Below are 25,954 nucleotides of genomic sequence, written 5' to 3' on the forward strand. Positions count from 1 at the left end.
CCGACGTTCTGGGTTCCCGCCTTCATGGGCCAGCGCTCAGCCTCCAATCTTCTGCAGCCGAGCCCGGCTTGTCATTACGTGTCAGAGGTTCGCGGTTCGTCCGCGCCGCAGTTTCAGGACGATGCTTCATCGAAAAAGTGATCTTTAGCCATCTGTTTCTCTCACGCTGGCATGGGCTGGTCGGTTCGACGCCAACCTCATCATCGGCACCGTCAGCTTCGGAGCGTTCATCCGCTGGCTTTGGCTTGCCACGTATTCCCTGAAATAGGGCCACACATGGAAGCTCGCGTTATGAAGGGCGAACTCGGTCAATGCATCGGGTTCGATCTCTTCGTGGATCTCGTACTCCGAAACGTACGTTGCTGAAATTTCCGAGTAAACGTCGTCGCTTTCATCTTCATCAGCGAAACGCCAGCGCACGCCGAGGTCAATGTAGACGCGAAAAAGGTCCGGCGCATCGCTGTCGTTGTCCGGCTCCAGCACGACGCTTTCCCGTACCTGGTGCTTGAACTGGATGACGGGCTGCGGCTCCCCTGAATCCTGGGTCGGATCGTACCCCTCGGCCAGCTTGGCGTGCGATGCGATTTGGTAGACATCCCGGATCCGGAGCCGTTGCTGCGCCTGCTTGAGCAGTTCTTTGTCCATGAAGGGGCTGCCTGATTACACTTCCACTGCCGACGGGTGCGTTGACAGGTCCCGGCTTTCTGAAATTCGAAGTCGGCGTGTCCAGGTGGTACGGCGAGAGCGCGAATAGGCTCCGACGTTCTGTTCATTCCAGCCAAGCCCGAGGGTTTGCTGCGCGGCTACGCCATGGCCGATACCGCATACGTACGTCAGGATGCCGACAAGGTGCTGGTTCAGGCTCACGCGCTCGCTATCGGCGGCCTCTGCCAAGGCCCGGTGGAGGCTGCGAGGCAGGCGGAGGGTGACCCGCCCGCTGTAATCATCGGCGGGCACGTAGGGGACAGGCATTGCCTGGCCGCGCTCAGCCAGGATCGTCGCGGTGGTCTCGATGGTGTCGATCGCCAGGGCATGGGCTTCCTCGGCCGTGTCGGCGTACTCGGTGACATCGGGCAGCTCGCGGATTCGGGCTTCGTAGATATCTTCTCCTTCGATGACGGCCTTCCTGATGGTGATGTTGTAGGCGTGTGCGTCAGTCATGGTCGGTCCCCAGGATTCTTTCCAGTTCGTCTTTGTGTCGTTTCAGGTTGCGGATTGCCTTGGCAACGTATGCGGGTTTGACTTGCGGGTTCTTGCCGTGGTCGCAGTTGATGCCGTCGCTTGTGAAGTCTTTGAGATGCGGATGCGTGTAAACCTTGTGTCCGCCGCGTGAGCCGTCCCGGACTTCAAAGCCGAGTCCAGCGAGGACGGAGACAAGTTCGCTGCAGCGCGTGCTCCGCTTGCGCTGTTCCAGTTCTGCTATCGCGTCGTCAACTGGGCTGCTTGGCATGTGACACCATATGTGGTGTCATCAGTGTACAGCGTGAGGATGGCTGTGCAAGTGCGCAGCCTGTCGGAGCGCGCCACGATGCTTTAACCCGTGCCGGCAGCCCGCACACCCGCATATAGGGTCAAGGTGAGGTAGTGACGCCCATATATTGTGCTTCCCGGCGCAGGCGCATTGGCCGGCTGCGGGGCGGTTTTAGCCCACGGCAGTCTATTAAAATATCTGCGTTATAATTTTAACTCCGCTCTTCTGGCTAAAGCCTGTTTCACTCCATGGACACAAAGCGCTTTACGGACAACAAATTGGGAAGGCTGTTCGCGATCACATCGCCGCGCCCAGACGTAGCCTTTGTCCCCGATCCCCTGCTGACGGACTGGACCATGCCGCCGGCGATGTGGCCGCTGCTGATGGAGGCGCGCGAGGGCTTGGCACGGCTGGATGGCGTTGGCCGCCACCTGGTGAACCCGCAGCTGCTGCTGGCGCCACTGCAGCAGCGCGAAGCTTTGCGTTCATCGAGCATGGAAGGCACCTACGCCACGCCGGAGGAGCTGCTGCTGTACCAGATGGATCCGCGCGAGCCGACCTCCCGGGAGGACCGGGTCAACGCTTGGCGGGAGGTATCCAACTACGGCCGTGCCCTGCAGCAGGGCATGGACCTGATGGCTGGGGGGCTGCCGCTGTCGCTGCGGCTGATCCGGGAAATGCATCAGACCTTGCTGGGCGGGGTGCGTGGCCATGATCGCCGGCCGGGTGTATTCCGCGACTGCCAGGTGCATGTAGGCGTTGGTGGCCGGTTTATCCCCCCGCCCCCGGGTGAGGTGCCCGCTTGCCTGGACGCATTCGAGAAGTACCAACACGCGGAATCCACGGTGGACCCGCTGCTGCGCGCGTTCATGGCGCACTACCAGTTCGAGGCCATCCACCCGTTTCGCGACGGCAATGGACGCATTGGCCGCCTGCTGCTGTCGTTGACGATCTGCCAATGGTTGGGCCTGGGCAGCCCGTGGCTGTACATGAGCGCGTTCTTCGAGCGCCACAAGGATGAGTACATTGACCGGTTGTTTATGATCAGCGCAGATGGCCAATGGGAGGCTTGGTTGATGTTTTGCCTGCAGGGCGTCGTTGAGCAGGCGCGCGACACCGTGCGGCGCATCGACCAGCTTGTCGCGCTGCGCGCTGACTTCCTTGCCCGCGCCCGCTCCAGCGGCGGTAGTGCACGGCTGACGGGCATCGTCGAGCGTCTGTTCAGTGCCCCGATGCTGACGATCCCGCAATTGGCGTCCGTCACCGAGGTGACCTATCCCACCGCCAAGACCGATGTGACGCGGCTTGTGGACCTCGGCATCCTGGCCGGGGGCGATCCTTCGGTGACGCCCAGGTACTTTTTTTCACGCCCAATCTTCGACATCGCGTATGGAGACGCCTGATCCATGGGTGCCGCACCGATGAAGCTGATCCTGTTCGCCAACACCGACTGGTATCTCTACAACTTCCGCCGTTCGCTGGCGCTGGCGTTGCGTGATGCTGGCTACGAGCCGCTGCTGATCTCGCCCCCCGGCCCGTACGGCGACAGGCTGCGCGCGCTCGGCCTGCGCTGGGAGCCGGTGCCGATGGATCGCCGCAGCCTCAACCCGCTGCGCGAGGCGAAACTGCTGGCGTGGCTGGTCTCGCTGTTCCGCAGGGAGCGCCCGGCGCTGGTGCACGGTTTCACCATCAAGTGCGCCGTGTACGGATCGCTGGCGGCGCGCGTGGCCGGGGTGCCGGCGCGGGTCAACGCGGTGGCCGGCATGGGGTACGTGTTCACCAGTAACGACACCAAAGCCCACGTGCTGCGCCCGCTGGTGCGTGCGCTGCTGCGCGCGGCCCTGGATGGCGGCAATGCGCGGCTGGTGCTGCAGAACCCCGACGACGTGGCGCTGTTTGAGGCTGCCAAGCTGGTGGAGCGCGAGCATGTGCGCCTGATCCCGGGATCAGGCGTGGATTGCTCGCGCTTCCTCGCACGGGAGCCGAATGTGGCGAAAGATCGTCCGCTGCGCGTGGTGCTGGCCGCGCGCCTGCTCTGGGACAAGGGTGTCGCTGAGTACATCGCTGCCGCACGGCAGCTGCTTGGAGAAGGCAGGCCGCTGCAGTTCCTGCTTGCCGGTGATCCCGACCCGGGTAACCCCGCGGCTGTTCCGGAAGAAGCTGTGCGCGAATGGGTGGCCGAAGGCATCGTCGAGTGGCTTGGCCATGTGGACGACATGCCCGCGTTGTTCGGTTCGGTCGACATGGTGGTGTTGCCCAGCTACCGCGAGGGCCTGCCGAAGGGGCTGATTGAAGCGGGCGCTTGTGCACTGCCTCTGGTCACCACCGATGTACCCGGGTGTCGGGAAGTGGTGACCGACGGAATCGACGGTCTGCTGGTGCCGGTGCGCGATGCGGAGGCGCTGGCAGGAGCGATTGCCAGGCTTCAGGATGATCCGGAACTTGCCGCCCGCCTGGGCCAGGCCGCCCGCGCGAAGGCGCTGGCCGAATTTGACGAGAAGATCGTGATCGAGCGGACGATGGCCGTGTATCGCGAACTCCAGGCCCAACCATGACCGGCTCAGATGTGCTGCTGGCGGTGTTGGCTATCGGTGTGGCGGCCCTGCTCGCTCGTGGCAGTCATCCGTTGGTCGCAATTCTTCTGGTGGCATCGGCGCTCGCGGTTTCGGCGCTCCTGTTTCTGCCGACAGAGATGCTTGGAAACCTGGTGGGCACGGATCGTGTACATCGCTTCTATCGCCTGACTCGCGCCACCCCGTTCAATCCGCCGGAGTGGGTCCACATCATCGTCTTTGCCTGGCTGGGCCTGCTGATCTGGTTGGGGCAGGCAAGGATGCGCGGCTGGACGGGCTTGGTGCTGATCGCGGCGCTTGGCGTGGCCGCGGAGTTGGCTCAGTGGCTGACGGATGGTCGGGAGCCGAGCCTGGCAGATGCGGCGTTGAATGTTGCCGGTGGTGTGCTTGGCGTCCTGTTGGCCATCCTCATCCGCAAACTGGCCAAGCGTTTGTAGGAGCGCGCCACGCGCGCGAAGCCGCGTGAATTCTGTCGTTGCTGCGGGGCTTCGGCCTCGGCGCGGTGGCCGAGGCCACCCGGCATGGCCAAACGTCACGCGGCTTCGCGCGCATGGCGCGCTCCTACAGCACCAGCTGCTGTCCGTGCCCATCCGGAATAGCCGTCTATCTCCGTAGGCTCCGATGGCAGCATTCGCCAGGGAGGGAGCCGGGAGGGGGCGGTGAAATTCAACGAGTTCCGGTATCTGATCCTGTCGGACCTGTACCGGATTGCCGGGACGGATTCGCCACGGGCGTTTCTGAAACACTTCTTCTTCGGCGAGGCGTTCACCTACAACGTCTGGCTCAGGGCGGCGCGCTATGTGAGGGGCTGGGGCAGGCCGGGGTTTCCGCTGTATGCGCTGGTGTGGCTGCTGCTGCGCAGGGCGAAGTTCCGCTATGGGATTTCCATCAGCGAGCACACGCGGATCGGACCCGGGTTCTATATCGGCCACTTCGGCGGGATCATCGTCCACCCGGATGCGGTGATCGGCAGGAACTGCAATATTTCCCAGGGCGTGACGATCGGGCAGTCAAACCGCGGCGCGCGCGTGGGCGTGCCGGTTATTGGCGACAACGTCTACATTGCTCCGGGCGCGAAGATCGTCGGCGGCGTGCGGATCGGCAACAACGTGGCCATCGGCGCGAATGCGGTTGTGATTGCGGATGTGCCGGACAACTCCGTGGCGGTCGGAGTGCCGGCCAAGGTCCATGCAGGCGGCTCGCAGGGGTATGTGAACCGGACTGACTACGACGCGACCAACTGACCCGCCCTCTGTAGGAGCGCGCCATGCGCGCGAAGCCGCGTGACCATTGGCCACGCAGCGAGGCGTCGGCTCGGTTACCAGATCAAATCGTCAGGCACTTCAAACTTGGCGTAATAAGCGGCGTCTTCATCGCTGAGGGCGCCGTCGGCGCCTTCGGCCTGGCCATGGTCGAGGACCACCAGGGCAGGATCACGTTCGCGCACCTTGTCGCCGGCCACGCGCGGGAGCAGTTCGTAGCGGTCGTCGAGGCGGGCGATGACCAGGGCGCCGGCGGCGAGTTTTTTGCGCTGGTCGTCGTCGATCAGCAGGGTGCGGATGGCGCCGTCGGCGGTGAAGCGGTATTCGCTTTCGCCGCTGCGCGGAACCTTGCGGTCCTGGATGATCTGCCGGGCCTGGGCGCGCATTTCGGCCTGACGGGCCTTGGCCTTGCGCTCGGCTTCGATGGCGCGGTCGCGTTCCGCCTTCTCGGCGCGGGCGCGCTCGGCCTCGCGCTGGATGTCAGCGTCCGTGGGCGGGGCCTTGCCGTGGCGGGCCTTGACCTGCTGGCGGGCGATCTCGGCCACTTTGGATTTCTTGACCAGTCCGGCCTTGAGCAGCTGTTGCTGCAGCGGGTTGCCCTTTGCCATGTCCGGTGCCTTGCTGGAACGGATGCCCATGATACCGGCGACGCGTGCGGTTCGCGGGGCGCCGGGGGCGTAGCCCCGACCTACGGGACGCATGGATTCCGTAAATGCGGATAATGTGCGCACTGTTGCAGGGACCCGCCGATGACCGCTTTTGATTCCGTTTGCACGACGCTGCTTGAGCAGCCGCGCACCTGGCTGGTGACCGGCTGTGCCGGCTTCATCGGTTCCAACCTGCTGGAGGCGCTGCTGCGCCTGGACCAGCGGGTGGTGGGGCTGGACAACTTCAGCACCGGCTTCCAGCACAACCTGGACGAGGTGCAGGGGCTGGTGACGGCCGGGCAGTGGGACAGGTTCCGCTTTTTCCAGGGTGATATCACCGATCTGGCCACCTGCCATGAGGTCTGCGCAGGCGTGGACCACGTGCTGCACCAGGCGGCGCTGGGCTCGGTACCGCGCTCGATCGCCGATCCCATCGCCACCAACCGGGCCAATATCGACGGCATGCTCAACATGCTGGTGGCGGCGCGCGACGCGAAGGTGGGCAGCTTCACCTATGCGGCCAGCAGCTCCACCTACGGCGATCATCCAGCGCTGCCCAAGGTGGAGGAGAACATCGGCAAGCCGCTCTCGCCGTACGCGGTGACCAAGTACGTGAACGAGCTGTACGCGGATGTGTTTGCGAAGACCTACGGCTTCCAGAGCATCGGGCTGCGCTACTTCAACGTATTTGGCCGGCGCCAGAACCCGGAAGGCGCGTATGCGGCGGTGATCCCCAAGTGGACGGCCTCGATGATCCGCGGGGAAGAGGTGTTTATCAACGGAGATGGCGAGACCAGCCGCGATTTCACCTATGTGGACAACGCCATCCAGGCCAGCCTGCTGGCGGCGCTGGCACCCGATACCGCCCGCACGCGGGTGTACAACATGGCGGTGGGTGACCGGAACACACTGAAGGGATTGTTTGCGGCGATTCGCTCGACCCTGGCGGCCAATGGCGTGGAATACACGCGTGACCCGGTGCACCGGGAGTTCCGGCCGGGCGATGTGCGCCACTCACTGGCCGATGTCGGCGCCGCCCGCGAATTGCTGGGCTATGCGCCCACCCACGACCTGGCCGCGGGCTTGGCGCAAGCCATGCCTTGGTACGTGCGGCACCTTGGCTGAGGCAGCTTCCGCTGGCTAAAACGTGCCGCGCGTCACATAGTTGTCCCTTGTGATGGATGGGATGGTCACGGGGTCGAAATACCTGTTGTGATATCGATGGCTTACGTTTCGGGCGCATCAGTTGGCCCGTTTTTGCTCGCCTGATTGGCGCGAATTTGGACTGGTGGCAAGTGATGGATTGGTCGGTTGATACAGGGATGTTGGCGGCATTGGGAGCAGCGGCCATTACCTGGATAGTCCTGAAGCTGCTGCATCCGCTGGCGCCCCGGTTGAATCTGCTGGATCACCCCAAGGGGCGAAAGGATCATGCGCATCCGACGCCGATTACCGGCGGGCTGGCGATGGCGGCCGCGTTAGTGGCGGTTGGTCTGGTGACGAGGGGCAGCTTCGCCACGGATACGCTGGTGTCGTTTCTGGTGGCGGCGGTGCTTTTGACCGGCGTGGGCCTGGCCGATGACCGCTACGATCTGCGCTGGTATTGGCGGATCGTGGCCCAGGTGCTGGCCGCGCTGATCATGGTGTACGGGGCCGGGGTGCGGGTGGAGCAGATCGGACCCGTGTTCGGGCTGGATAACCTGGCGCTGGGCTGGCTGTCGGTGCCGTTCACCGTGTTCGCGACGATTGGCATCATCAATGCGGTCAACATGATCGACGGCGCCGATGGGCTGGCCGGGCTGCTGGTGGCGGTGGCGCTGGTGATGCTGGCGGCCGCTGCGGTGTACGCGGGCAACATGGGGCTGAGCCGGCATTCGCTGGTGGTGGCCGGGGCGGTGGGTGCGTTTCTGCTCTACAACATGCGTTTCCCGTGGCAGGCGCGGGCCAAGGTGTTCATGGGCAATGCGGGCAGCGCGTTCCTGGGGCTGGTGGTGGCGTGGGTGGTGTTCCGCCTGACCCAAAACCCCGGCCATCCGGTGAGCCCGGTACTGGCGCTGTGGTTGATCCCGATTCCGATCATGGACTGCCTGGTGCTGACGGTGCGCCGCACCCGCCAGGGTCGCTCGCCGTTCTCGGCCGGGCGCGATCATATCCATCACTTCATGCAGGACGCGGGCTTCGGTCCCACCCAGGCGGCGGTGGCGCTGGCGGGTTTCAGCCTGGGGTGCGGACTGCTGGCGGGCCAGGCGATGCGCTTTGACGTGCCGCATCCGGTGATCCTGGTGGCCTTCCTGGTGCTGTGCGTGTTCTGGTATTGGCTGAGCGCCCGTCGTGCGCGGGTGCTGGCGTTTTTCCGCGTGCTGCGCCGGCTGCCGGTGTTCGGTGCCGTGCGCTCCGGGACTGACGGCGACGCATCGAACGTGCCGCACAGCGGCTGACCCTGCCGGGGGGGTGTCGCTGGGGTCGGCGCGATGTGCGGCCTGTGTAGGAGCGCGCCATGCGCGCGAAGCCGCGTGACGCGTCGATCGTTTCGAACTGTCGGGCGGGTCGGTGCTTCGGATCCGATGTGGATGCCGAAGCCGCGCCGCGGGGATTGAATTCACGCGGCTTCGCGCGCGTGGCGCGCTCCTACATTGGGGTCTGGCAGGCGCGTTGCAGGTCTTCGTCTCCGGTGGCGTTGCAGCGCAGGGCGTATTCGCTGGCGCGGTCGCGTTCGCCAGCGCGCTGGTACAGACGCACGGAGTGGGGCAGCAGCAGGTTGCTGTCGCCCAGGCTCTGGCGGCTGATCTCCAGTGCCTGCACCGCGCGCTGGTTGCCCGCCTCGCCAAGCTCGTCGAGCACCATGAAGTGGGCCTGGTAGAGGGAGTCGGGCTGCTGCAGCTCCTGCAGTGCGTCCTCTTCCCAGTTGCGCAACGGACCGTTGAGCTGCAGGCGCAGCAGGCTCATGCGTGCGAAGGGAATGGCGGCGGCGGGGCCGCGGCGGATCTGATCGGCCAGCGGCACGGCCGCGCCGGACCCTTCCTGCTCAATGACGCGGTTGAGCTGGTGCACTTGTGACACCTCCGCGAGCAATCCCTGGACGCGGCTGTCGCCAGCCCAGGGGAGCGGGCGCAGCTCCGGCCGGTCGTGGTCGGGGTGGGCGCGGTCCAGGTGATCGAGCACCTTGTCCAGGCGCGCGGCCGGGGTGTCGTGCTGGCGCCGCAGGCGCTGCATGCCTTGTCCGACGCCCGCGAACGCGCCGCTGATGGCGGCGCCCAATATCCGCTTGCCGCTGCTCTGGGCTTCCATCCCGATGCGGGTGCCGGTGGCGTGGGCGGTAACCACGGTCTCCAAGGTGGTCTGGCGGTGTTCGTGTTCCTGGCGCTGGGCCTGCAGCTGGGCTTCCCAGGACTCCATGCGCCCGAGCACGTCGGCCATGCCGACCGGGCTGTAGCCGGCGGCGACCAGCAGGTCGATGGCCAGGGCGTCGGCGCTGTTCTCGTCGCGGCGGCTGCGCGCGGGTGCCATCGCGGTCTGCATGCTCTCGGCCACCACGTGCCGGGCCATGAGGTCGCGCACCAGCCGGGTGCTGGGATCGCCCTGCGGCATGCCATGGCGCTGGCTGAGGTAGACCTCCGCCGCGCCGCTGAACCGGCGGGCCAGGCTCTCGAGTACGGTGGGTGCGTTGTGGTTGAGCAGCAGGTGGGCGTATTCGTGGGCCAGCAGGGCGGCGACTTCGTCTTCCGACTCCATGCTGGCGAGCATCCCCGCGGCCACGATGATGCCGCCATCCACGGTGGCAAAGGCGCGGAAAGCGGGATCAGGCGAGACGTACACGCGCGCAGGAACCGGCGCCTCGTGCCAGCTGGACTGCAGGCGGGAAAGTACCTGGTTGAGATGGCCATCGAGGCGCTCGTCGCCCATCACGCCGTAGGACTGGCGCAGGGCGTCGAAGGTGTCGGGCACCTGGTCCGGGTTCAGCACTTCGCTCCCGACGATCCACAGCTGGCGGGCGGTGTCGAAGTCGTTGCGGGTGATGGTGCGGTCGCCGATCTTCCACTGCCCCTGGACTGTGGGTGGCACCAGCAGGCAGGCGGCTGCGGCGAGTGCGAGGACGGAGCGGCGCATGTCAGCAGCCCTCGCCGACACCTGAGGTGCCGGCGATCATGCGGTCGCCGACGCTGGACAGCCCGGGCGGGCAGTCGGCCTTGACCTGTTTCGCCTGATCCAGCACCAGTTGCATGCGTTCAAGCCAGATGGGGCCGTCGGCGGTCCCGATCTGCACGTAGGTGCCGCGGGCTTCGCATACAACCTGGGCGGGCAGCTGCAGGCTGGAGGCATCGACGCGGTCGCTGCGGCGGAAGCTGTCGCCTTCGGCTACGAAGCGGTATGCGTGGTCACGTCGCAGGTCCATGACCTGGAGGGGTTGGCTAGGTGCAGTGCAGCCCTCGACGGTCGGGGTTGCGGGCGTGCCGGTGGAAATCGCCTGGCCGGTTGCCATGGCCAGCGCGAGGGCGGCAAGCGCTGGGAAGATCCTGTTGTTCCGGTGGCTGGTCATGGCTGAACTCCTCGTTGGGACGGGGTGGGTGCGCGCATCCTGGCGGTGACGCGCCAGGCGGTGTAGGCGAAGAGGAGGGCTGCGACCACCCAGTTGGGGGCCGGCAGGCTGAGGGCGGTGAGCGACCACCAGGTGGCAAGGCCCACGGTGAATCCGGCAAGGCTGAGCAGAGCCCAGCGCACGATGGGCAGGCCGCGGCGGTGGCCGCGCAGGATGAGGGCCAGTGCCAGGCACAGGCTGAGGCCGGCGAGGCTGCTCACCACCCGGCTCATACCTTCATCGCGGTAGCGGTAATCGCCGCCGCGGTCCATCAGGTTGTCCAGCGCCATGGCATGCAGGTAGCCGCCCGGAACGCGCCGGTGCACCGGGGTGAGCACGCTGTCCTCCACGCCGGGCAGATCGACGGCGAGGATGACGATGCGGTCCTTGAGAAACCCCTCAGGCAGGTCTTCGACCTGGTGTTCGGCGACGGTGAGGGTGTAGGGGCAGCGCTCGCGGCTGGTTTCGATGGCTGCGGGATTCAGGCCGGAAAACAGGCCGGATACCAGGGCGCCGCCGGTGCGTGCCCAGCGCCAGGCACGGCCGGGATCGGGCGCTTCGGCAAAACAGGCGTTGGTGGGAGCGAGGGCCTGGAGGTCTTCCGTGCGGCCAGGCTGATCGCGCCATGGCCAGGGACGCTGCTGGCCCCACTGCACCACCATCGGGGCAGGGTTTGCGGGCAGCGTCCACGGATTCCTCGACGGGTTGCAGCCCGGCAGCCTGTCCAGCTTGGGGTCCACTGCGACGCCATCATCAAGCATGCCCGGGCAGGCGAAACGATAGAGCCTGAGGGCCACTGATTCGCGCTGGCTGTCGGTCAGCGTCTCCGGTGCGTCCGCGTGCGACCACGGCACAATGTTGGCGTCAGTCAGCCGCAGCGGGTAGTCGCTGCCCGCGCCCATCCAGGCAATCGGCGCCACATCGACCCCGTGCGCCTCGGAAAACAGCGAGGGCGCGCCGGGCCGCTCGGTGCCGAGCAGCACCGGGATGCGGGTCTCGCGGGTGAGCACGTCCAGTTCCCCGCGGGCGTACTCGAGCGTGTTGTCTTCCTGCCGCTCGCGGCGCACCAGCACATCGACAAACACGGCGCGCGGAGAATCGTAGAGGATCCGCCGCACCGCATCGGCGTAGTACTCGTAGCGCGGCGGCCAGCCGTAGCCGCGATCCTTCAGCGTCTCCGGCGTGATCAGCACCATGACGATGTCGCCCTGGGCGCGCGAGTCGTAGAACGGCGCTTCCAGGCGCGCGTTGAGGTGCTCGGAGTACTGGCCGGTGTTGCGGTTGAGGCCGAAGGGATCGAGCCAGGCCAGCAGCCCGGCCCAGGCGAACATGACCGCCGCCGCGCCGAGGGCGACCGACAGCGTGCGGCGGGTCCAGAGCCAAGGACAGCGGGTGGCCGGTGTTGGCGCGGCGTCTTCCGGGGCGGATTCCAGCGGACGTTCGGCTGTACCGGAGGCGGCGACTGCGGGTCTGAACCAGCCGGGGACTTCCTGCAACTTCAGCCTGAGCCCGTAGCCCATGCCGTGGAAGATTTCCGGCAGACCGCGCAGCCCATCGGGGGCGCGAACAGGTGGTTCACTGGGCAGCAGCCGGATGATCGCTCGCAACAGCTTGCCCAGCGCTGCGCGCGCCTGCCCCAGCTGCGAGGCAAAGAATCGGTCCCTGTGATCCCTTGGTTCCATCGGCCCCTGTTCCGATGTCAGCCGAGTCGGCGTCGACCAATCCTACCCCGGGAAATGGGCGTGCATCACATTTGTAAACTGAATGCGCTCACACTTCGCGCCAATGCAATTGTGCCCGGGACCGCCCCCACAAACCGATCGTCACGCGGCTTCGCGCGCATGGCGCGCTCCTACAGGGGTGGATCAGGCCGTTCGGGCGCGTGGCGGGTAGCTACAGTTCGGCCAGCCAGTCGCGGGGCTTGAGGTAGTCGGCCAGGCGGGCTTCGTCGCTGCCGGGTTCCGGGGTGAAGCCGTACTCCCAGCGCACCAGCGGGGGCAGGCTCATCAGGATCGATTCCGTGCGTCCGCCCGACTGCAGGCCGAAATGCGTGCCGCGGTCGAACACCAGGTTGAACTCCACGTAGCGACCCCGACGGTAGAGCTGGAACTGGCGCTCGCGCTCGCCGTACGGAGTGTCCTTGCGGCGCGCGATGATGGGCAGGTAGGCATCGAGGAAGCCGTCGCCGACGGCCTGCATGTAGCCGAATTCGTTGTCGAAATCCCCGCTCATGTCGTCGAAGAACAAGCCGCCCACGCCGCGGGTTTCATCGCGGTGCTTGAGGAAGAAATAGTCGTCGCACCACTTCTTGTGCGCGTCGTAGCGCGCCTGGCCGCCGTAGGGCTCGCACAGGTCGCGGGCCACGCGGTGCCAGTGCAGCACGTCTTCGTCGAAAGGGTAGAAAGGGGTGAGATCGAAGCCGCCGCCGAGCCACCAGGCCACGGTTTCGCCATCGCGCTCGGCGCGGAAGTGGCGCACGTTGGCGTGGGTGGTGGGCAGGTACGGGTTGTGCGGGTGGAAAACCAGCGAAACGCCCATGGCGCGCCACGCGGTGCCGGCCAGCTCAGGGCGGGCGGCGGTGGCTGAGGGCGGCAGCTGGGTGCCGGACACATCGGAAAACCCGATGCCGGCCTGCTCGAACACCCCGCCATCGCGCAGGATGCGGGTGCGCCCGCCGCCGCCCAGCAGGGGGCCGTTGCCGGGCTCGCGGGTCCAGGCGTCTTCAATGAATCGGGCCTTGCCGTCGGCCGCTTCGATGGCGGCGCAGATCCGGTCCTGCAGGCCGGTGAGGTAGTCGCGTACGTGGGAAAGATCGTTCATCCACGCATTGTAGGCGGCCCGCGCCGGGGTCGCTTGGCGGTGTAGCGCAGCGGTCACGGATGTTTACGAAGAGTTGAACATTGCCCGGCTATGGTGGCCGCCCCTTGATGCAGAAGAACGACATGAGTTTGATGAAAATCACCCCTCCGCCAGCGCCGTTTCCGCTGCTGGATGACGTGATCGTGCTGAGCAATGCGGCCATGCGTGCGGACGAGCCGGTCAAGGCGGTAAACAAGCTGGTGAAGGGGCTGCGGGGTCTGCTGGCCGGCCCCCTGGAGCTGCCGGAATGGCTGCTGGAAACCCACCCGGATGAGCACGCCCGGCGCGAACTCTACCGTTCGCGCGAACACGGCTACGAAGTGATCGCCATCACCTGGGCGCCCGGGCAGGTGAGCACCGTGCATGACCACGGCGATACCTGGGGCGTGGAATCGGTACTGCGCGGCCGGCTGGAGGTGAACGACTACCGCTTGAAGGCGCAGCACCGGGCGCTGTCGGAGCTGGAGCCCGACGGCGGCCACGTGCTGGAGACCGGCAGCGTGATCGGCCTGGTGCCACCGCAGGATCTGCACCAGTGCCGCAATGCCGATCCGCACGAGGTGGCCGTGTCGCTGCACGTGTACGGCAAACACCTGGACCACGTGAAGCGCTACACCCACGTGGAAGGCAATCTCTACCGCCCGCAGCGGGTGATGCTCGGCACCGTTTGACCCCGATACGGCGGCGGGCCGCCGGGGGTGAACGCCCCCACCTTCGTCGTACGGGGCCGGCCGGCCCAATGTAGGAGCGCGCCATGCGCGCGAAGCCGCGTGAATCCGGGCGGCTCGAAAAAGCCTCGGACACGGTGCGGCGGCCGAAGCCCCGCCCCGCAGCCAGGTGTCACGCGGCTTCGCGCGCATGGCGCGCTCCTACAAGGGGGGCGTCAGTCGTCTTTCAGGACGCGTTCGAACAGCTCATGGATGCGGCGGTACTGGTCATACCAGGAGTCGGCGTGCTGGTAGGCGTGGCGTTCCAGCGGGTAGCTGGCCACTTCCCACTTGTCCTTGCGCAGCTCGATCAGGCGCTGGGCCATGTGCACCGAGTCCTGGTAGAAGACGTTGTCGTCGATCATGCCGTGGCCGATGAGCAGGTGGTCCTGCAGGTTCTCCACGTATTCGATCGGCGATGACTTCAGGTACGCCTCCGGGTCGATATCCGGAGTGTTGAGGATGTTGGCGGTGTAGGGGTGGTTGTAGTGGTGCCAGTCGCCCACCGGGCGCAGCGCGGCGCCGGCCTTGAAGGTGCCGGGTTCGCGGAACAGGGCCATGAAGGTCATGAAGCCGCCGTAGCTGCCGCCGTAGATGCCCACCCGGTCGCGTTTGCCCTGGCGCTGTTCGACCAGCCAGTCGATGCCATCCAGGTAGTCCTCGAGTTCCGGATGGCCCATCTGCCGGTAGATCGCCGTGCGCCAGTCGCGGCCGTAGCCGGCCGAAGCGCGGAAATCCAGGTCCAGCACGATGTAGCCCTGCTGCACCAGCATGTTGTGGAACATCTGCTCGCGGAAATACGTGGGCCAGCGGTGGTGCACGTTCTGCAGGTAGCCGGCGCCGTGCACGAACAGCACGATCGGGTACTCGCGGCCGGGTTCCATTTCAGCTGGACCGTAGTACTTGCCCCAGATGCTGCCGGCGCCGTGCCTGGATGGCACCTGCACGATTTCCGGCTGCAGCCACTGGTATGCCCTGTAGTCCTCGCTGCGGGTGTCGGTGAGTACCTGGTGGCCGCTGCCGTCAGCGTTCATCACCGCCAGCTGCGGCGGCACATAGGCGGAGGAGTGGCGCAGCAGCAGGCGCGAACCATCGGGGGATTCGGCGAAATCGTTGACGCCGTCGAGGTTGGTCAGCTCACGTGCCTGGCCGCCTTCGACAGGCACTTCGCACACTTCGTAGTCCACCGGGGCGCTGAGGTTGCACACGAACAGGAAACGCGAACCGTCCGCGGACAGCACCGGGTCGGAGACTTCCCATTGTCCCGAGGTGAGCGCGTTGGGGCGGCCGTTGGCGGCCAGATACAGGTGCGCATGGCCGCTGTGCTCGGAGACGAACCACAGGGTGCGATTGTCCGGCATCCAGTCGAATTCGTTGAAGCCCCAGTTGATCCAGCCCTGCGGGTCGCTCAGGCGGTGGCGGGTGTCGAGCTGGGCGCTGGACGGGTCCAGCACCGCCAGCCAGCGATCCTTGTTGTCGACTGAATGCAGCATCAGCGCGGCCTGCGTGCCGTCGGCGTTCCAGCGCATGGTGTGGCTGCCGAAGCCTTCCAGGCGCACCGGGCGCGAGCCCTTCAGCGGGTCCTTGCCGGCGGCGGCGCGCAGGTCGGCCAGCGGGTCGTCGGAGATGCCGGGCAGGGAATCCAGGTCGAGCTTGCGCGGGGTGCCTTCCTGCATGTCCACCAGCCAGAAGGTCATCGGCGCGGGATCGTTGCGGCCCACGCGGATGCGCACGTCCTCGGTTTCCTCGTAGCCCGATTCGGTAATGAATTTCGGCATCTTGCCGCCCTGGCCGCGGTCGGCGTTCTTGGGCGTGGTGGCGGCCAACAGCCAGCGGCCGTCGGGTGACAGCGCGCTGCCGGCGATGGAGACATCACCGCCCAGGTACACCGGCGGCGGGGCGCGGGTGGGGTCTTCGCGCTGCCAGTCGGCTTCCTGCTGTCGGCGGGCCTCGCGCTGGATGCGCTCGGTGCGCAGGGTGTCAAACAGGCGCAGTTGGTGCTCGCGCAGCTGGTCCGCGCGCGCCGGCTTGTCCGGATCGTCCAGGGCGCGGAGCACCGCGGCTTCGGTCACGCCGCTGGTGTTCCAGCGCTGCCAACGGTCATTGCCGATACGCCAGATCAGTGCGCCGTCGTGGCTCCACTGCAGCGCGGCGGCGCTGGATCCGCCATGGGTGAGCTGTTCCAGCGCGCCATTGCGCAGGTCGCGCACGAACACGTCGCCATTGCGGACGAATGCGGCGCGGGCGCGGGTGGCGTCATATACCGGCTGCATGCCGTCGATGTCGGCACGGGCCGCGCCTTCCACCAGGGTCGACTGGTTGCTGGCCAGGTCCTGCATCCAGGTGTCACGGATCGGGCTGCCTTCGCGCTTGAGCGTGTAGTAAGCGCGACTGCCATCCAGCGACCACCAAGTCTGTTCCACCGGCGGGCCGATCCAATCCGGGTCGTCCATGACGCGGTCCAGGGTCAGGACCTGGGCCGGCTGGGCGGCCAGCGAGGAGGCAAACAGCAGGAGGGACAGCGGGAGAAGTCGGATCATGGCGCTCAGCGGGTGGGTGCAAAGCGCGCCAGATTACCAGCCTGTTACAGACGCCGGATGGCCCGAACGTCCCGGATGCGAGGCAAAAAAACAGGGGCGCATGCGCCCCTGGTCAACGTCCGTGTTCAACATCCCTGTTCCCCGAAAGTTCCGGAGGTCCCTGCGGGGAACTTTGTACCACTGGGGTTCAGGGTAAAGCGCGACGGCGGTCGCATTTCGCGTGAAAGAGGTGTGAAAATGTGACGGCATTGGACATTTCACGTCGCCCCGGAGCGTCGGTTTTCCGGGCTTGGGGGCGCTTTTGCGCCGCAGTCGAGCCCGCTCCGGTTCCCCATACCGTCCATTTCACGCACAATCCTGATGGTTGTCGCCCTTTCTCCTGTCCTGGCCATGCACGCCTACGTATATAAAAGCCTCCGCAAGGCGGATACCTATGTGTATCTGGCCCGTCGCGATGATTTCGAGTGTCTGCCCGCGCCGGTCCGTGAGCCGTTGGGCAAGCTGCACTTTGTGCTGCACGTGGAGCTGACTCCGGAGCGCAAGCTGGCCACCCAGGATCCGGCGCTGGTGCGGGCCAATCTGGTTGCCCGCGGATTCCATCTGCAGGTGCCGCCTTCGCGCGCTGACGATCCAATGACGGAGGACTGGGGCACCGATGCCTGAGTCGATTTCAAGGCGCGGGCCTGCTGTCGCCGCTTTCGTGATGGGTGCGCTGCTGGTGCTGCTGGCCGGGCTGGGAAGCCTGGCTGCCGTGTTCGCCACTTGGCTGGCGCAGCCGGCCTTCGCCCTGGCGGTGCGTTGGTGGCGCGGCACCGGGCCGGCACCGGCACGGGCGCTGCTGGCCAGGGATCTGGGCAACCTGCTGCTGCTGTGGGGCGTCGCCGGCGCGGTGGCCGCCCTGCTGGCGGCGTGGCCGTTGTCCATCCTGTTGCAAAGCGAATCGCTGGGCGCGGTGCTGGCGCTGAGCGCGGTGGCCGGCATCGGCGTGCTGGCGCTGTGGCGGGCGTGGCCGGTGTGGCACGCGGTGGAGCGCGATGGCGACAGCGTCGCGGCGGCGTGGCGCGTGCTGGCTGATCGCGATGCTTCCGCAACGCGCGGCGCGTGGCTGGCCGGCATGGTCACCGTGGCGCTGGTGCTGCAGCTGTTGTTGGTCTGGCCGGGCCTGGTGGAAGGCGGCGCGCGCTGGGTCCTGGCGGGACTGGGCCTGCTGGTCTGGCCGCTGGTGCATGTGCTGCTGCAGCGGCTGCCGGCGCCCGACAGACTGCCGATGCAGGTGATCGAAATGCCCGGCGAACCGGCGCCGATGGAGCTGGAGCCGGAGGAAGGTGATCTGCAGGCGGCGCTGTACGCGGCTGCCCGCCGGGGGCGCGTGGAGCGGGCGCTTGAACTGCTGGCCCAGGGCGCGGATCCGCACGCGCTGCCGGCCGCGGACGATCGCGACCAGCGCACCCTGCCGGTGCTGGCGGCGGTGCTGCCCGACCTGCGTCTGCTGCGTGAACTGATTGCCTGCGGGGTGGATGTAAATGCCGCGCACGGGGGCCTGACTCCGCTGCTGGCCGCCACCCGCGACAGCTGGCACGGCCGTCCGGACGCGGTCATGACCCTGCTCGCCAACGGTGCCGATCCGGCCGCGACCGATCGCGAAGGCAATACCCCCATGCATCACGCGGGGCGCAGCTCCGACCCCGGCGTGGTGGCGCTGCTGCGTGACGCCGCGGCCGATGTGGATGCGCTCAACCATGACGGCCTGACCCCGCTGGGCGTGGCCTGCATGGCCGGCAACTGGCGCCTGGCCCGGTTCCTGCTGGAGCGCGGTGCGCGCGCGCAGATTGAAGAGGCCACCCCTTCGCTGGTGGCCGCCGCCGGTGGTGAAGACGACGACCCGGCCGGCGTGCAGCTGCTGCTGCGCTACAAGGCCACGCCCGACAGCGCCGACCGCAGCGGTGCCACGGCACTGCACCGTGCCGCATTCGCCGGGCACGCGGAGATCGTCGCCGAGCTGGTGGGCGCGGGTGCCAATCTGGAAATCAAGGACGGGCAGGAGCGCACGCCGCTGCTGGAGGCTGCCCGCGGTGGCCGCCTGGCGACCCTGGAAGCGCTGGTTGAAGCCGGCGCCGATCCGATGCTGGTGGACGCCGAAGGCCGTAGCGCGCTGGCCTTGGCCTGCCTTGCCGCCACGCCGTCGCCGCCCCTGGTCCGCCGTCTGCTGGAGCTCGAGGTGGATCCGCAGCTGGCCGACGCGGAGGGCAAGCGGCCGCTGGAGCATGCGGCCGCAAGCGGGCGCTGGTCGCTGGTGAGCCTGCTTGATCCGGACTACGCGCTGCCTTCAAGCGTGCGCCCCGAGGACGGTCAGGACGAGGTGCCGGACCGCGCGCCGCTGTCGCTGCTGCGCGATGGCCTGGGCGAAGCGAAATTGGATCGGCTGGACGAACTGGTGCCGCTGCTGACCCCGCACGAGCTCGGCGGACTGCTGCTGGACGATGAGGTTGCGGTCACTGCGGAACGGATCGACTGGCTGATGGCGCATGGCGCGGACCCCGATGTGCGCCAGGGCGCCGACGGCGAGGGCGCGCTGGGTGATACGGCCATGTTCACCCTGCTGGCCCGGGGGCCGGGTGCGATCGAGCCGCTGCGCGCGCTGCTGCGTCATAACGTGTCTCCGGCCGGTGCCGGTGGGCTGGCGCGCTTCCTCGCGGCCTGCGTGCGGGGCGATCATGGCGCGCGTGGGCTTGAGCAGCTGGGGCTGGAACTGCTGCAGCGCGGCGCCGATCCATTTGCCGCTTCGGCAGAAGGTGATCCGCCGCTGTCGCTGGTGGTGCGGCTGGGCTGGATGCGGCTGCTGGAAGCGCTGGTGTTGGCCGGCGTCGACCTGGATGCGCGAGATGGTCGCGGCATGACCGCCCTGCATTTGAGCGCCGCGCTGGGGCGCGAACCCGCGTTGCGCGCGCTGGTGCGCCACGGCGCCAACCCCGGCGTGCGTGCGGCCGATGGCCAGACCCCGCTGGGCGTGGCGCTGGCCGGCGGACGGCGCGATATCGCCGACTGGCTGGACTGGCGTGGCTGGCCGCTGCCGCGTCGCCCGCTGCAGCCGGAAGACCTGCCCGCCGCCGCCATGGCCGGCGATGCCGACGCCGTGAGGCGCCTGCTGGTGCTGGGCTTCGACGTGGATGTGGTGGACCCGCAGGGCTGCTCGGCGCTGCTGCGCGCGGCCGGCGGCGGTCATCAACTCGTGGTGGAGCTGCTGCTGGAGCGCGGCGCCGATCTGCAGCTGGCCGCCAGCTCCGGGGCCACGCCGCTTTCGGCTGCGGTGAGCATGGGTCACGCCGAGGTAGTCGCCCGTCTGCTTGAAAAGGGTGCGAGCCTGGAACAGCGCCTGCCTGGGGAAGTGACCGTGCTGATGCTGGCCGCCGCGCTTGGCCTGCCGGAACTCTGTGCGCGGCTGCTGGCCGCCGGCGCCGATGTGCACGCCACCGATTCCCAGGAGCTGACGGCGCTGCACTGCGCCGCCCTGTACGGCTTCACCAGCGATGACCGGCCGCGCCTGGTCGCCTTGTTCGACACCCTGCTCTTGGCCGATGCCCAGGCGGACGCGGAGGCGAGCGGCGGGGTGACGCCGCTGCTGCTGCTGCTGGGCGCACGCGCCGAGCCGGGCGCCACATGTGATGAAGCGGTGGTAGGCGCGGCATTGAGCCAGCTGCTGGACGAAGAGGTGTCGCTGGAAGCCCAGGACGCCCGTGGATTTGGACCCCTGCACCTGGCCGGCCTGCACGGTCTGCTCGATCTTGCCCGCCGCCTGCTGCGCGCCGGCGCCGATCCCGATTTGCGCGACACCCTCAACCGCACCCCGCGCGAGATCGCCGTCATGCGCGGCTTCATCGACCTGGCCGCCGAACTCGCCCCGGCCAACGCCCAGCCCGGCGTCTCCATGGCCCGCTTCCTGCGCGACCAGACCTGAGCCGGGTGTCGGCCGCGTAGGTCGGGGCTACGCCCCCGACGCCCTGCGAATCATGCGCCCCGGCGTTCATCACGAACCACGCATCCCCCGCGTCGGCCACGTAGGGCCGACCTACGGTAGCCCCGCGAATCATGCACCCCGCGTTCACCACAAACCACGCATCCCCCGCGTCGGCCACGTAGGGCCGACCTACGGTAGGTCGGGGCTACGCCCCCGACGCCCCGCGAACCCCGCACCCGGGCGGTGGCTCTCCACATCCCCAGTCGTCCGGATACACACCGCGCGCGTGCCACGCGTGGAAGCTTGACCATATCCAGTCACAGGGGCGAGCGGCTGCACCGTGCTTGACCGGGTTGAAGTGGATGTAATCCAGGTGGCGAACAAAGTCGGCGTCGTCGCGGATCACATGATCATAGTAGCGGCGCTGCCACAGCCGCTCGCCTGCCTGCGTGATGCCCTTCGGTAGCGCCGCCATTGCGGCCCGCTTGAATCTGCCCACCAGATTGGGCACGTCCATGCCCGGTCGTGGAGTCAGCAGCAGATGCAGGTGATCGTCCAGAACGACATGGCCGTGATGAATGAACGGATGGAGCGCCCGCGCGCTGCGTAGTGCGCCCAGCACCGTTTCCCGGGCGCCAGGGGTAGCCAGCCACGGTCGACGGGCATCGCTGACGATAGTGAGGAACACGGCGTGGCCGGGAACGAAGTGGCGGCGATATCGCGGCATGTGCCCACAGTGGGGCATGCATGTCGATGCAGGCATCGCCGTGGCTTGCCGATTGGCGTAGGAATGCGTCGCGATGCATGGTCAGGAAAGGTGGCGAGCGCGAGGGTGGCCGATGGATCCCCCGCGTCGGTCGGGGCTACGCCCCCGACGCCCCGCGAATCATGCATCCCGGCGTTCACCGCAATCCACGCATCCCCCGCGTCGGCCGCGTAGGGCCGACCTACGAAAAGGCCCCGCAGTGCGGGGCCTTTTCGTATCTATCGACTGCGTTGGATCAGCGACGCATCGAGGAGAAGAACTCCTCGTTGGACTTGGTGTTCTTCATCTTGTCCAGCAGGAACTCCATCGCCGCCAGCTCGTCCATCGGGTGCAGGAGCTTGCGCAGGATCCAGATCTTCTGCAGCAGTTCCGGTTCGATCAGGAAGTCCTCGCGACGGGTGCCCGATGCGTTGACGTTGATCGCCGGGTACACGCGCTTCTCGGCGATGCGGCGGTCCAGGTGGACCTCCGAGTTGCCCGTGCCCTTGAACTCTTCGTAGATCACCTTGTCCATCGCGCTGCCGGTATCCACCAGCGCCGTGGCGATGATGGTCAGTGAACCACCTTCTTCCACGTTGCGGGCCGCACCGAAGAAGCGCTTCGGGCGGTGCAGGGCGTTGGCGTCCACGCCACCCGTCAGCACCTTGCCGCTCGAGGGCACCACGTTGTTGTAGGCGCGGGCCAGGCGGGTAATCGAGTCGAGCAGGATCACCACGTCCTTCTTGTGCTCGACCAGGCGCTTGGCCCGCTCGATCACCATCTCGGCGACCTGAACGTGACGCGCCGCGGGCTCGTCGAAGGTCGAGCTGATCACCTCGCCGCGCACGCTGCGCTGCATCTCGGTGACCTCTTCGGGCCGCTCGTCGATCAGCAGCACGATCAGGTGCACGTCGGGATGGTTGTAGGTGATGGCGCTGGCGACCTGCTGCATCATCATCGTCTTGCCCGCCTTGGGCGGGGAGACGATCAGGGCGCGCTGACCCTTGCCCTGCGGCGCCATCAGATCAAGCACGCGGCCGGCAATGTCCTCGCTGGAGCCATCGGCGCGCTCGAGCTTGAAACGCTCACGCGGGAACAGCGGGGTCAGGTTCTCAAACAGCACCTTGCCCTTGCTGGCCTCCAGCGGCTCCTCGTTGATGGTGTCGATGGTGGCCAGGGCGAAATAGCGCTCGCCGTCCTTGGGCCAGCGGATGCGGCCCGACAGATGGTCACCGGTACGCAGGTTGAAGCGGCGGATCTGGCTGGGGCTGATGTACACATCGTCCGGACCGGCCAGATAGCTGGCCTCGGCCGCACGCAGGAAGCCGAAGCCGTCCGGCAGAATCTCCAGCACGCCGTCGGCGACCACGCCTTCGCCGTGGCGGGTGAGCACCTTGAGCAGGTGGAAGATCACGTCCTGCTTGCGCGCACGGGCCACGCCTTCGTGGATCTGCAGCTGCTCGGCGATGTCCATCAGCTTGTGCGCCGGCATCCCCTTCAGGTCACTCAGCGAGTACTGGGGGAAATCTTCCGGCACGTTGGGCGGCGGCAGGCGCTGGCCCTGGTCGTTGTTGCCGTCCTGGGGCAGGCCGTCGTCGCGGCCGCGGCCACCACCGCCGCCGCCGCGGTCGCGGCGATTGCGGAAGCGGTCACGGCGACCGCCCTGCTGGTTGTCTCGCTGCTGGTCGCGGCCGCCGCGCTGCTGCTGGTCGCGCGCCTGGCTCTGGTTGCCGTCGTCGTTGCCGCCGCCGGATTCCTTTTCTTTGCCAGCCGGGGCGTCCTTGGGAGCTGCGGGCTGGGCGGGTGTCGCTGCCTTGGGGGCATCGGCAGCCGGTGCGGCAGCAGCTGCGGGAGCCGCCGGTTTTGAAGCCGCCGGCTTGGGCGGGGCTTCCGCAGGCGCCGCGGGCGCGGACCCGGTCGTTGCCGGAGCGTCGGCCGTTACCGTCTTGCGAACGGCTTTTTTGGTGGCGCGCTTGCGCACGGCTTTCTCGACGGTATCGCCGGGATTGCCGGTATCGCCGGCAGGGGGGGTGTTGTCAGACAAGTGCGAATTCCTCGCTACGGTGCGAGCGCCCACAGGAAGCGGGCGGGGGTGGGAAGGGTTGGCCTTCAGAAGGGTGCGGCGCGTAACTCCACGCCGGATACGCAGTTAAGCTAACACCGCGCTGCACCGGGGACAAGATGCAGGCGGTTTGGCGTTGTGCGAGCGGTTCAGAGGGCCTTGTCGATCATCTGCGCCAGCTGGGCCTTGCCGACCGCGCCCACCTGGGTAGCCTGCACCTGGCCGTCCTTGAACAGCAGCAGCATCGGGATCGAGCGCACGTGGTACTTCAGCGCGATCGCCTGGTTCTTGTCGATATCCACCTTCACTACCTTGGCCTTGCCGTCGTAGGACTCGGCGAGTTCGTCCAGGGCGGGGGCAATCATGCGGCAGGGCCCGCACCAGGGCGCCCAGAAGTCGACCAGGACCGGCTCCTTGGACTGCAGCACGGTGGAATCGAAGTCGGCGTCGGTGGCGTGGATGACCTTATCGCTCACGGGGTTCTCCTGAATGACGTATTGACCCGTCAGCGTGTGGCGGACGGGCGCTTGGTGTTAAGCTGAGGTGTTTTCCGGCCCAATCCAAGGGGCTGGCCTCCCGGGTAAATGGCTGATGTCGATTGGTTGATATCGATCCGGGCCCCGGCAGTCTGCGACGCGGACGCCCTCTCGCGCAACTGCGCGCAACGCAACGAAGCATTCCCACGCATGAGCGATAAACCCCTTACCGATATTCCCTTTTCCCATTTTGATCTGCATCCGCAGCTGCAGGCAGGCCTTGAAGGCGCCGGATTCATCAGCTGCACGCCGATCCAGGCCATGACCCTGCCGGTGGCCCTGCCAGGCGGCGACGTCGCCGGCCAGGCCCAGACCGGCACCGGCAAGACCCTGGCCTTCCTGGTGGCGGTGATCAACCGCCTGCTGACCCGGCCGGCGCTGGCCGACCGCCAGCCTGGTGATCCGCGCGCGCTGATCCTGGCGCCGACCCGCGAACTGGCGATCCAGATCCACAAGGACGCGGTGAAGCTGGGTCCGGAAGTCGGGCTGAAGTTCGCCCTGGTCTACGGCGGCGTCGATTACGACAAGCAGCGTGCGCTGCTGCAGGAAGGCGTGGACGTCATCATCGCCACCCCCGGCCGGCTGATCGACTACGTCAAGCAGCACAAGGTGGTCAGCCTGCACGCCTGCGAGATCTGCGTGCTGGACGAAGCCGACCGCATGTTCGACCTGGGCTTCATCAAGGACATCCGCTTCCTGCTGCGCCGCATGCCGGTCCGCACCGAGCGCCAGACCCTGCTGTATTCGGCCACCCTCAGCCATCGCGTGCTGGAGCTGGCCTACGAGCACATGAACGAGCCGCAGAAGATGGTGGTGGAGACCGAATCCATCACCGCCTCGCGCGTTCGCCAGAAGATGTACTACCCCGCTGACGATGAAAAGCTGCCGCTGCTGCTGGGCCTGCTGTCGCGCGGCGAGGGCGCGCGCACCATGGTGTTCGTTAACACCAAGGTGTTCGTGGAGCGGGTGGCGCGGGCGCTGGAGCGCGCCGGTTACCGGGTTGGCGTGCTGTCGGGCGATGTGCCGCAGAAGAAGCGCGAGAGTCTGCTCAAGCGTTTCCAGGCCGGCCAGCTGGAGATCCTGGTGGCCACCGACGTGGCCGCGCGCGGGCTGCACATCGACGGCATCAAGTACGTCTACAACTACGACCTGCCGTTCGACGCCGAGGACTACGTGCACCGCATTGGCCGCACCGCGCGGCTGGGCGAAGAGGGCGACGCGATCAGCTTCGCCTGTGAACGTTACGCCGTGGGACTGCCGGATATCGAGGCCTTCATCGAACAGAAGATCCCGTCCGAGCCGGTCACCCAGGAGCTGCTGACCGCGCTGCCGCGCAAGCCGCGCGAGGGTGCGACCGCCGACGATGGCGAAACCGAGAGCGTGGGCGAGATTTTCCGCGAAGCGCGTGAACAGCGTGCTGCCGACGAGGCTCGCCGTGGCGGTGGGCGCTCGGCAGGCGGACGCCGCGAAGGCGGTGCCGGTGGCCGTGGGCGCAGTGGCGGCGGTGAAGGCCGCGGCCGCGGTGCCGGCGAAGGTGGCGGGCGTGGCGGACGCGGTCCCCGTGGCCCGCGTGCCGATCAGGCGCCGGCAGGCCAGACGCAGGGTGAAGGCCAGCCGCAGACCGTGCCAGCGGCAGCGGCAGCGTCAGCGGTTGAAGAAGGAAAGCCGGTGGCAGCTGCTTCCGCTGCCGCCCGTCCGGACGCGCCGTCCGCCGGCCCGCAGGATGATGCAGCGCGCCCGCCGCGCAAGCGTCGCCGTCGTCGCGGCGGTCGCCGTATCAATGGCGAAGGTACCGGACAGGCCGGCGCCGAGCAGGACCGGCAGGCGAAGCCCGCGGCCAACGCGGAGCCCGTGGCCAAGGCGGAGCACGCTCCCGCCAAGCGCAAGGGGCCGCGTCACATCCCGGCCAGGGCCGCGGTGCCGAAGTCGCCACCGTCCGAATCGGGCGGGCTGATCTCCCGCATCGGCCGTGGCCTGAAAAAGCTGGTCAGCCGCGACCCGAACTGACCAGCCGCCAAACC

The 25,954-nt window shown here is 67.3% G+C and carries 22 protein-coding genes; 10 read left to right on the forward strand and 12 right to left on the reverse strand.

Features of this window, described 5'->3' with window-relative positions; genetic code table 11:
* Window positions 1-144 precede the first annotated feature (144 nt).
* The 3 genes from WCE59_RS05480 to WCE59_RS05490 are packed head-to-tail and all read right to left on the reverse strand — an operon-like array spanning window position 145 to window position 1,450.
* Window positions 145-645: a hypothetical protein gene (locus WCE59_RS05480; protein WP_343257726.1), complete on the reverse strand. Its 501-nt coding sequence runs from the start codon at window positions 643-645 to the stop codon at window positions 145-147.
* 15 nt (window positions 646-660) lie between these two features.
* Entirely contained in the window at window positions 661-1,161 is a 501-nt protein-coding gene (locus WCE59_RS05485) for a toxin-antitoxin system HicB family antitoxin (RefSeq protein ID WP_343257727.1), read from the reverse strand.
* Window positions 1,154-1,450 (reverse strand): hypothetical protein, encoded by a 297-nt coding sequence (locus WCE59_RS05490; protein WP_343257728.1) that lies wholly within the window; start codon window positions 1,448-1,450, stop codon window positions 1,154-1,156. Before WCE59_RS05490 ends, WCE59_RS05485 begins: the two co-directional genes overlap by 8 nt.
* Window positions 1,451-1,827: 377 nt before the next feature.
* Between WCE59_RS05490 and WCE59_RS05495 the strand changes: the two genes are divergently transcribed.
* The 4 genes from WCE59_RS05495 (at window position 1,828) to WCE59_RS05510 (ending at window position 5,288) form a co-directional block, all read left to right on the forward strand.
* The gene (locus WCE59_RS05495) at window positions 1,828-2,874 is read left to right on the forward strand and encodes a Fic family protein (protein ID WP_343257729.1); all 1,047 of its coding nucleotides are present in this window, start codon (window positions 1,828-1,830) and stop codon (window positions 2,872-2,874) included.
* 3 nt (window positions 2,875-2,877) lie between these two features.
* Entirely contained in the window at window positions 2,878-4,026 is a 1,149-nt protein-coding gene (locus WCE59_RS05500; protein ID WP_343257730.1) for a glycosyltransferase family 4 protein, read from the forward strand.
* Complete coding sequence (locus WCE59_RS05505; protein WP_343257731.1) at window positions 4,023-4,481, forward strand: VanZ family protein; 459 nt, start codon at window positions 4,023-4,025, stop codon at window positions 4,479-4,481. Before WCE59_RS05500 ends, WCE59_RS05505 begins: the two co-directional genes overlap by 4 nt.
* 222 nt (window positions 4,482-4,703) lie before the next feature.
* Window positions 4,704-5,288 (forward strand): serine O-acetyltransferase, encoded by a 585-nt coding sequence (locus WCE59_RS05510; RefSeq protein WP_343257732.1) that lies wholly within the window; start codon window positions 4,704-4,706, stop codon window positions 5,286-5,288.
* 74 nt (window positions 5,289-5,362) lie between these two features.
* On the opposite strand, the gene WCE59_RS05515 is transcribed toward WCE59_RS05510, so the two are convergent.
* A complete protein-coding gene (locus tag WCE59_RS05515) occupies window positions 5,363-5,914 on the reverse strand; it encodes a DUF2058 domain-containing protein (protein ID WP_343257910.1) in 552 nt (183 codons plus the stop codon).
* Window positions 5,915-6,055: 141 nt separating this feature from the next.
* Here WCE59_RS05515 and WCE59_RS05520 point away from each other — a divergent pair, with 141 nt between their 5' ends.
* Complete coding sequence (locus WCE59_RS05520; RefSeq protein WP_343257733.1) at window positions 6,056-7,078, forward strand: NAD-dependent epimerase/dehydratase family protein; 1,023 nt, start codon at window positions 6,056-6,058, stop codon at window positions 7,076-7,078.
* A 197-nt stretch (window positions 7,079-7,275) separates the two neighbouring features.
* Window positions 7,276-8,391: an MraY family glycosyltransferase gene (locus tag WCE59_RS05525; protein WP_343257734.1), complete on the forward strand. Its 1,116-nt coding sequence runs from the start codon at window positions 7,276-7,278 to the stop codon at window positions 8,389-8,391.
* Window positions 8,392-8,581: 190 nt separating this feature from the next.
* Here the strand turns inward: WCE59_RS05525 and WCE59_RS05530 are convergent, their stop codons facing one another.
* From WCE59_RS05530 to hemF, 4 genes are all read right to left on the reverse strand, one after another.
* Window positions 8,582-10,060 carry a M48 family metallopeptidase gene (locus WCE59_RS05530; RefSeq protein WP_343257735.1) on the reverse strand — a complete coding sequence of 493 codons (1,479 nt, stop codon included), beginning with the start codon at window positions 10,058-10,060 and terminating at the stop codon, window positions 8,582-8,584.
* Window position 10,061: 1 nt separating this feature from the next.
* The gene (locus WCE59_RS05535; RefSeq protein ID WP_343257736.1) at window positions 10,062-10,490 is read right to left on the reverse strand and encodes a hypothetical protein; all 429 of its coding nucleotides are present in this window, start codon (window positions 10,488-10,490) and stop codon (window positions 10,062-10,064) included.
* Window positions 10,487-12,211, reverse strand: coding sequence for a CHASE2 domain-containing protein (locus WCE59_RS05540; RefSeq protein ID WP_343257737.1), 1,725 nt, complete (start codon window positions 12,209-12,211; stop codon window positions 10,487-10,489). The genes WCE59_RS05535 and WCE59_RS05540 overlap by 4 nt, the downstream gene beginning before the upstream one ends.
* A gap of 211 nt (window positions 12,212-12,422) precedes the next feature.
* Window positions 12,423-13,349: an oxygen-dependent coproporphyrinogen oxidase gene (gene hemF, locus WCE59_RS05545; RefSeq protein ID WP_343257738.1), complete on the reverse strand. Its 927-nt coding sequence runs from the start codon at window positions 13,347-13,349 to the stop codon at window positions 12,423-12,425.
* A gap of 131 nt (window positions 13,350-13,480) precedes the next feature.
* Here hemF and WCE59_RS05550 point away from each other — a divergent pair, with 131 nt between their 5' ends.
* A complete protein-coding gene (locus WCE59_RS05550) occupies window positions 13,481-14,059 on the forward strand; it encodes a cysteine dioxygenase family protein (RefSeq protein WP_343257739.1) in 579 nt (192 codons plus the stop codon).
* A 212-nt stretch (window positions 14,060-14,271) separates the two neighbouring features.
* Here the strand turns inward: WCE59_RS05550 and WCE59_RS05555 are convergent, their stop codons facing one another.
* Window positions 14,272-16,635 (reverse strand): S9 family peptidase, encoded by a 2,364-nt coding sequence (locus WCE59_RS05555; RefSeq protein ID WP_343257740.1) that lies wholly within the window; start codon window positions 16,633-16,635, stop codon window positions 14,272-14,274.
* A 390-nt stretch (window positions 16,636-17,025) separates the two neighbouring features.
* On the opposite strand from WCE59_RS05555, the gene WCE59_RS05560 reads away from it, so the two are divergent.
* Together WCE59_RS05560 and WCE59_RS05565 are read left to right on the forward strand one after the other, a co-directional pair.
* Window positions 17,026-17,298 carry a YcgL domain-containing protein gene (locus WCE59_RS05560; RefSeq protein ID WP_343257911.1) on the forward strand — a complete coding sequence of 91 codons (273 nt, stop codon included), beginning with the start codon at window positions 17,026-17,028 and terminating at the stop codon, window positions 17,296-17,298.
* Complete coding sequence (locus WCE59_RS05565; protein ID WP_343257741.1) at window positions 17,291-20,590, forward strand: ankyrin repeat domain-containing protein; 3,300 nt, start codon at window positions 17,291-17,293, stop codon at window positions 20,588-20,590. The genes WCE59_RS05560 and WCE59_RS05565 overlap by 8 nt, the downstream gene beginning before the upstream one ends.
* A 205-nt stretch (window positions 20,591-20,795) precedes the next feature.
* Here the strand turns inward: WCE59_RS05565 and WCE59_RS05570 are convergent, their stop codons facing one another.
* The 3 genes from WCE59_RS05570 to trxA form a co-directional block, all read right to left on the reverse strand.
* Window positions 20,796-21,317: an REP-associated tyrosine transposase gene (locus tag WCE59_RS05570; protein WP_343257742.1), complete on the reverse strand. Its 522-nt coding sequence runs from the start codon at window positions 21,315-21,317 to the stop codon at window positions 20,796-20,798.
* Window positions 21,318-21,591: 274 nt separating this feature from the next.
* A complete protein-coding gene (gene rho / locus WCE59_RS05575) occupies window positions 21,592-23,379 on the reverse strand; it encodes a transcription termination factor Rho (RefSeq protein WP_343257743.1) in 1,788 nt (595 codons plus the stop codon).
* Between the two features lie 167 nt (window positions 23,380-23,546).
* Window positions 23,547-23,873, reverse strand: a complete 327-nt coding sequence (gene trxA / locus WCE59_RS05580; RefSeq protein ID WP_343257744.1) for a thioredoxin TrxA — start codon at window positions 23,871-23,873, stop codon at window positions 23,547-23,549.
* A 210-nt stretch (window positions 23,874-24,083) separates the two neighbouring features.
* On the opposite strand from trxA, the gene rhlB reads away from it, so the two are divergent.
* Window positions 24,084-25,940 (forward strand): ATP-dependent RNA helicase RhlB, encoded by a 1,857-nt coding sequence (rhlB, locus tag WCE59_RS05585; RefSeq protein ID WP_343257745.1) that lies wholly within the window; start codon window positions 24,084-24,086, stop codon window positions 25,938-25,940.
* The last annotated feature ends 14 nt before the right edge of the window (window positions 25,941-25,954 follow it).

Source organism: Luteimonas qiangzhengi (assembly GCF_039548515.1).
Taxonomy (GTDB): Bacteria; Pseudomonadota; Gammaproteobacteria; order Xanthomonadales; family Xanthomonadaceae; genus Luteimonas.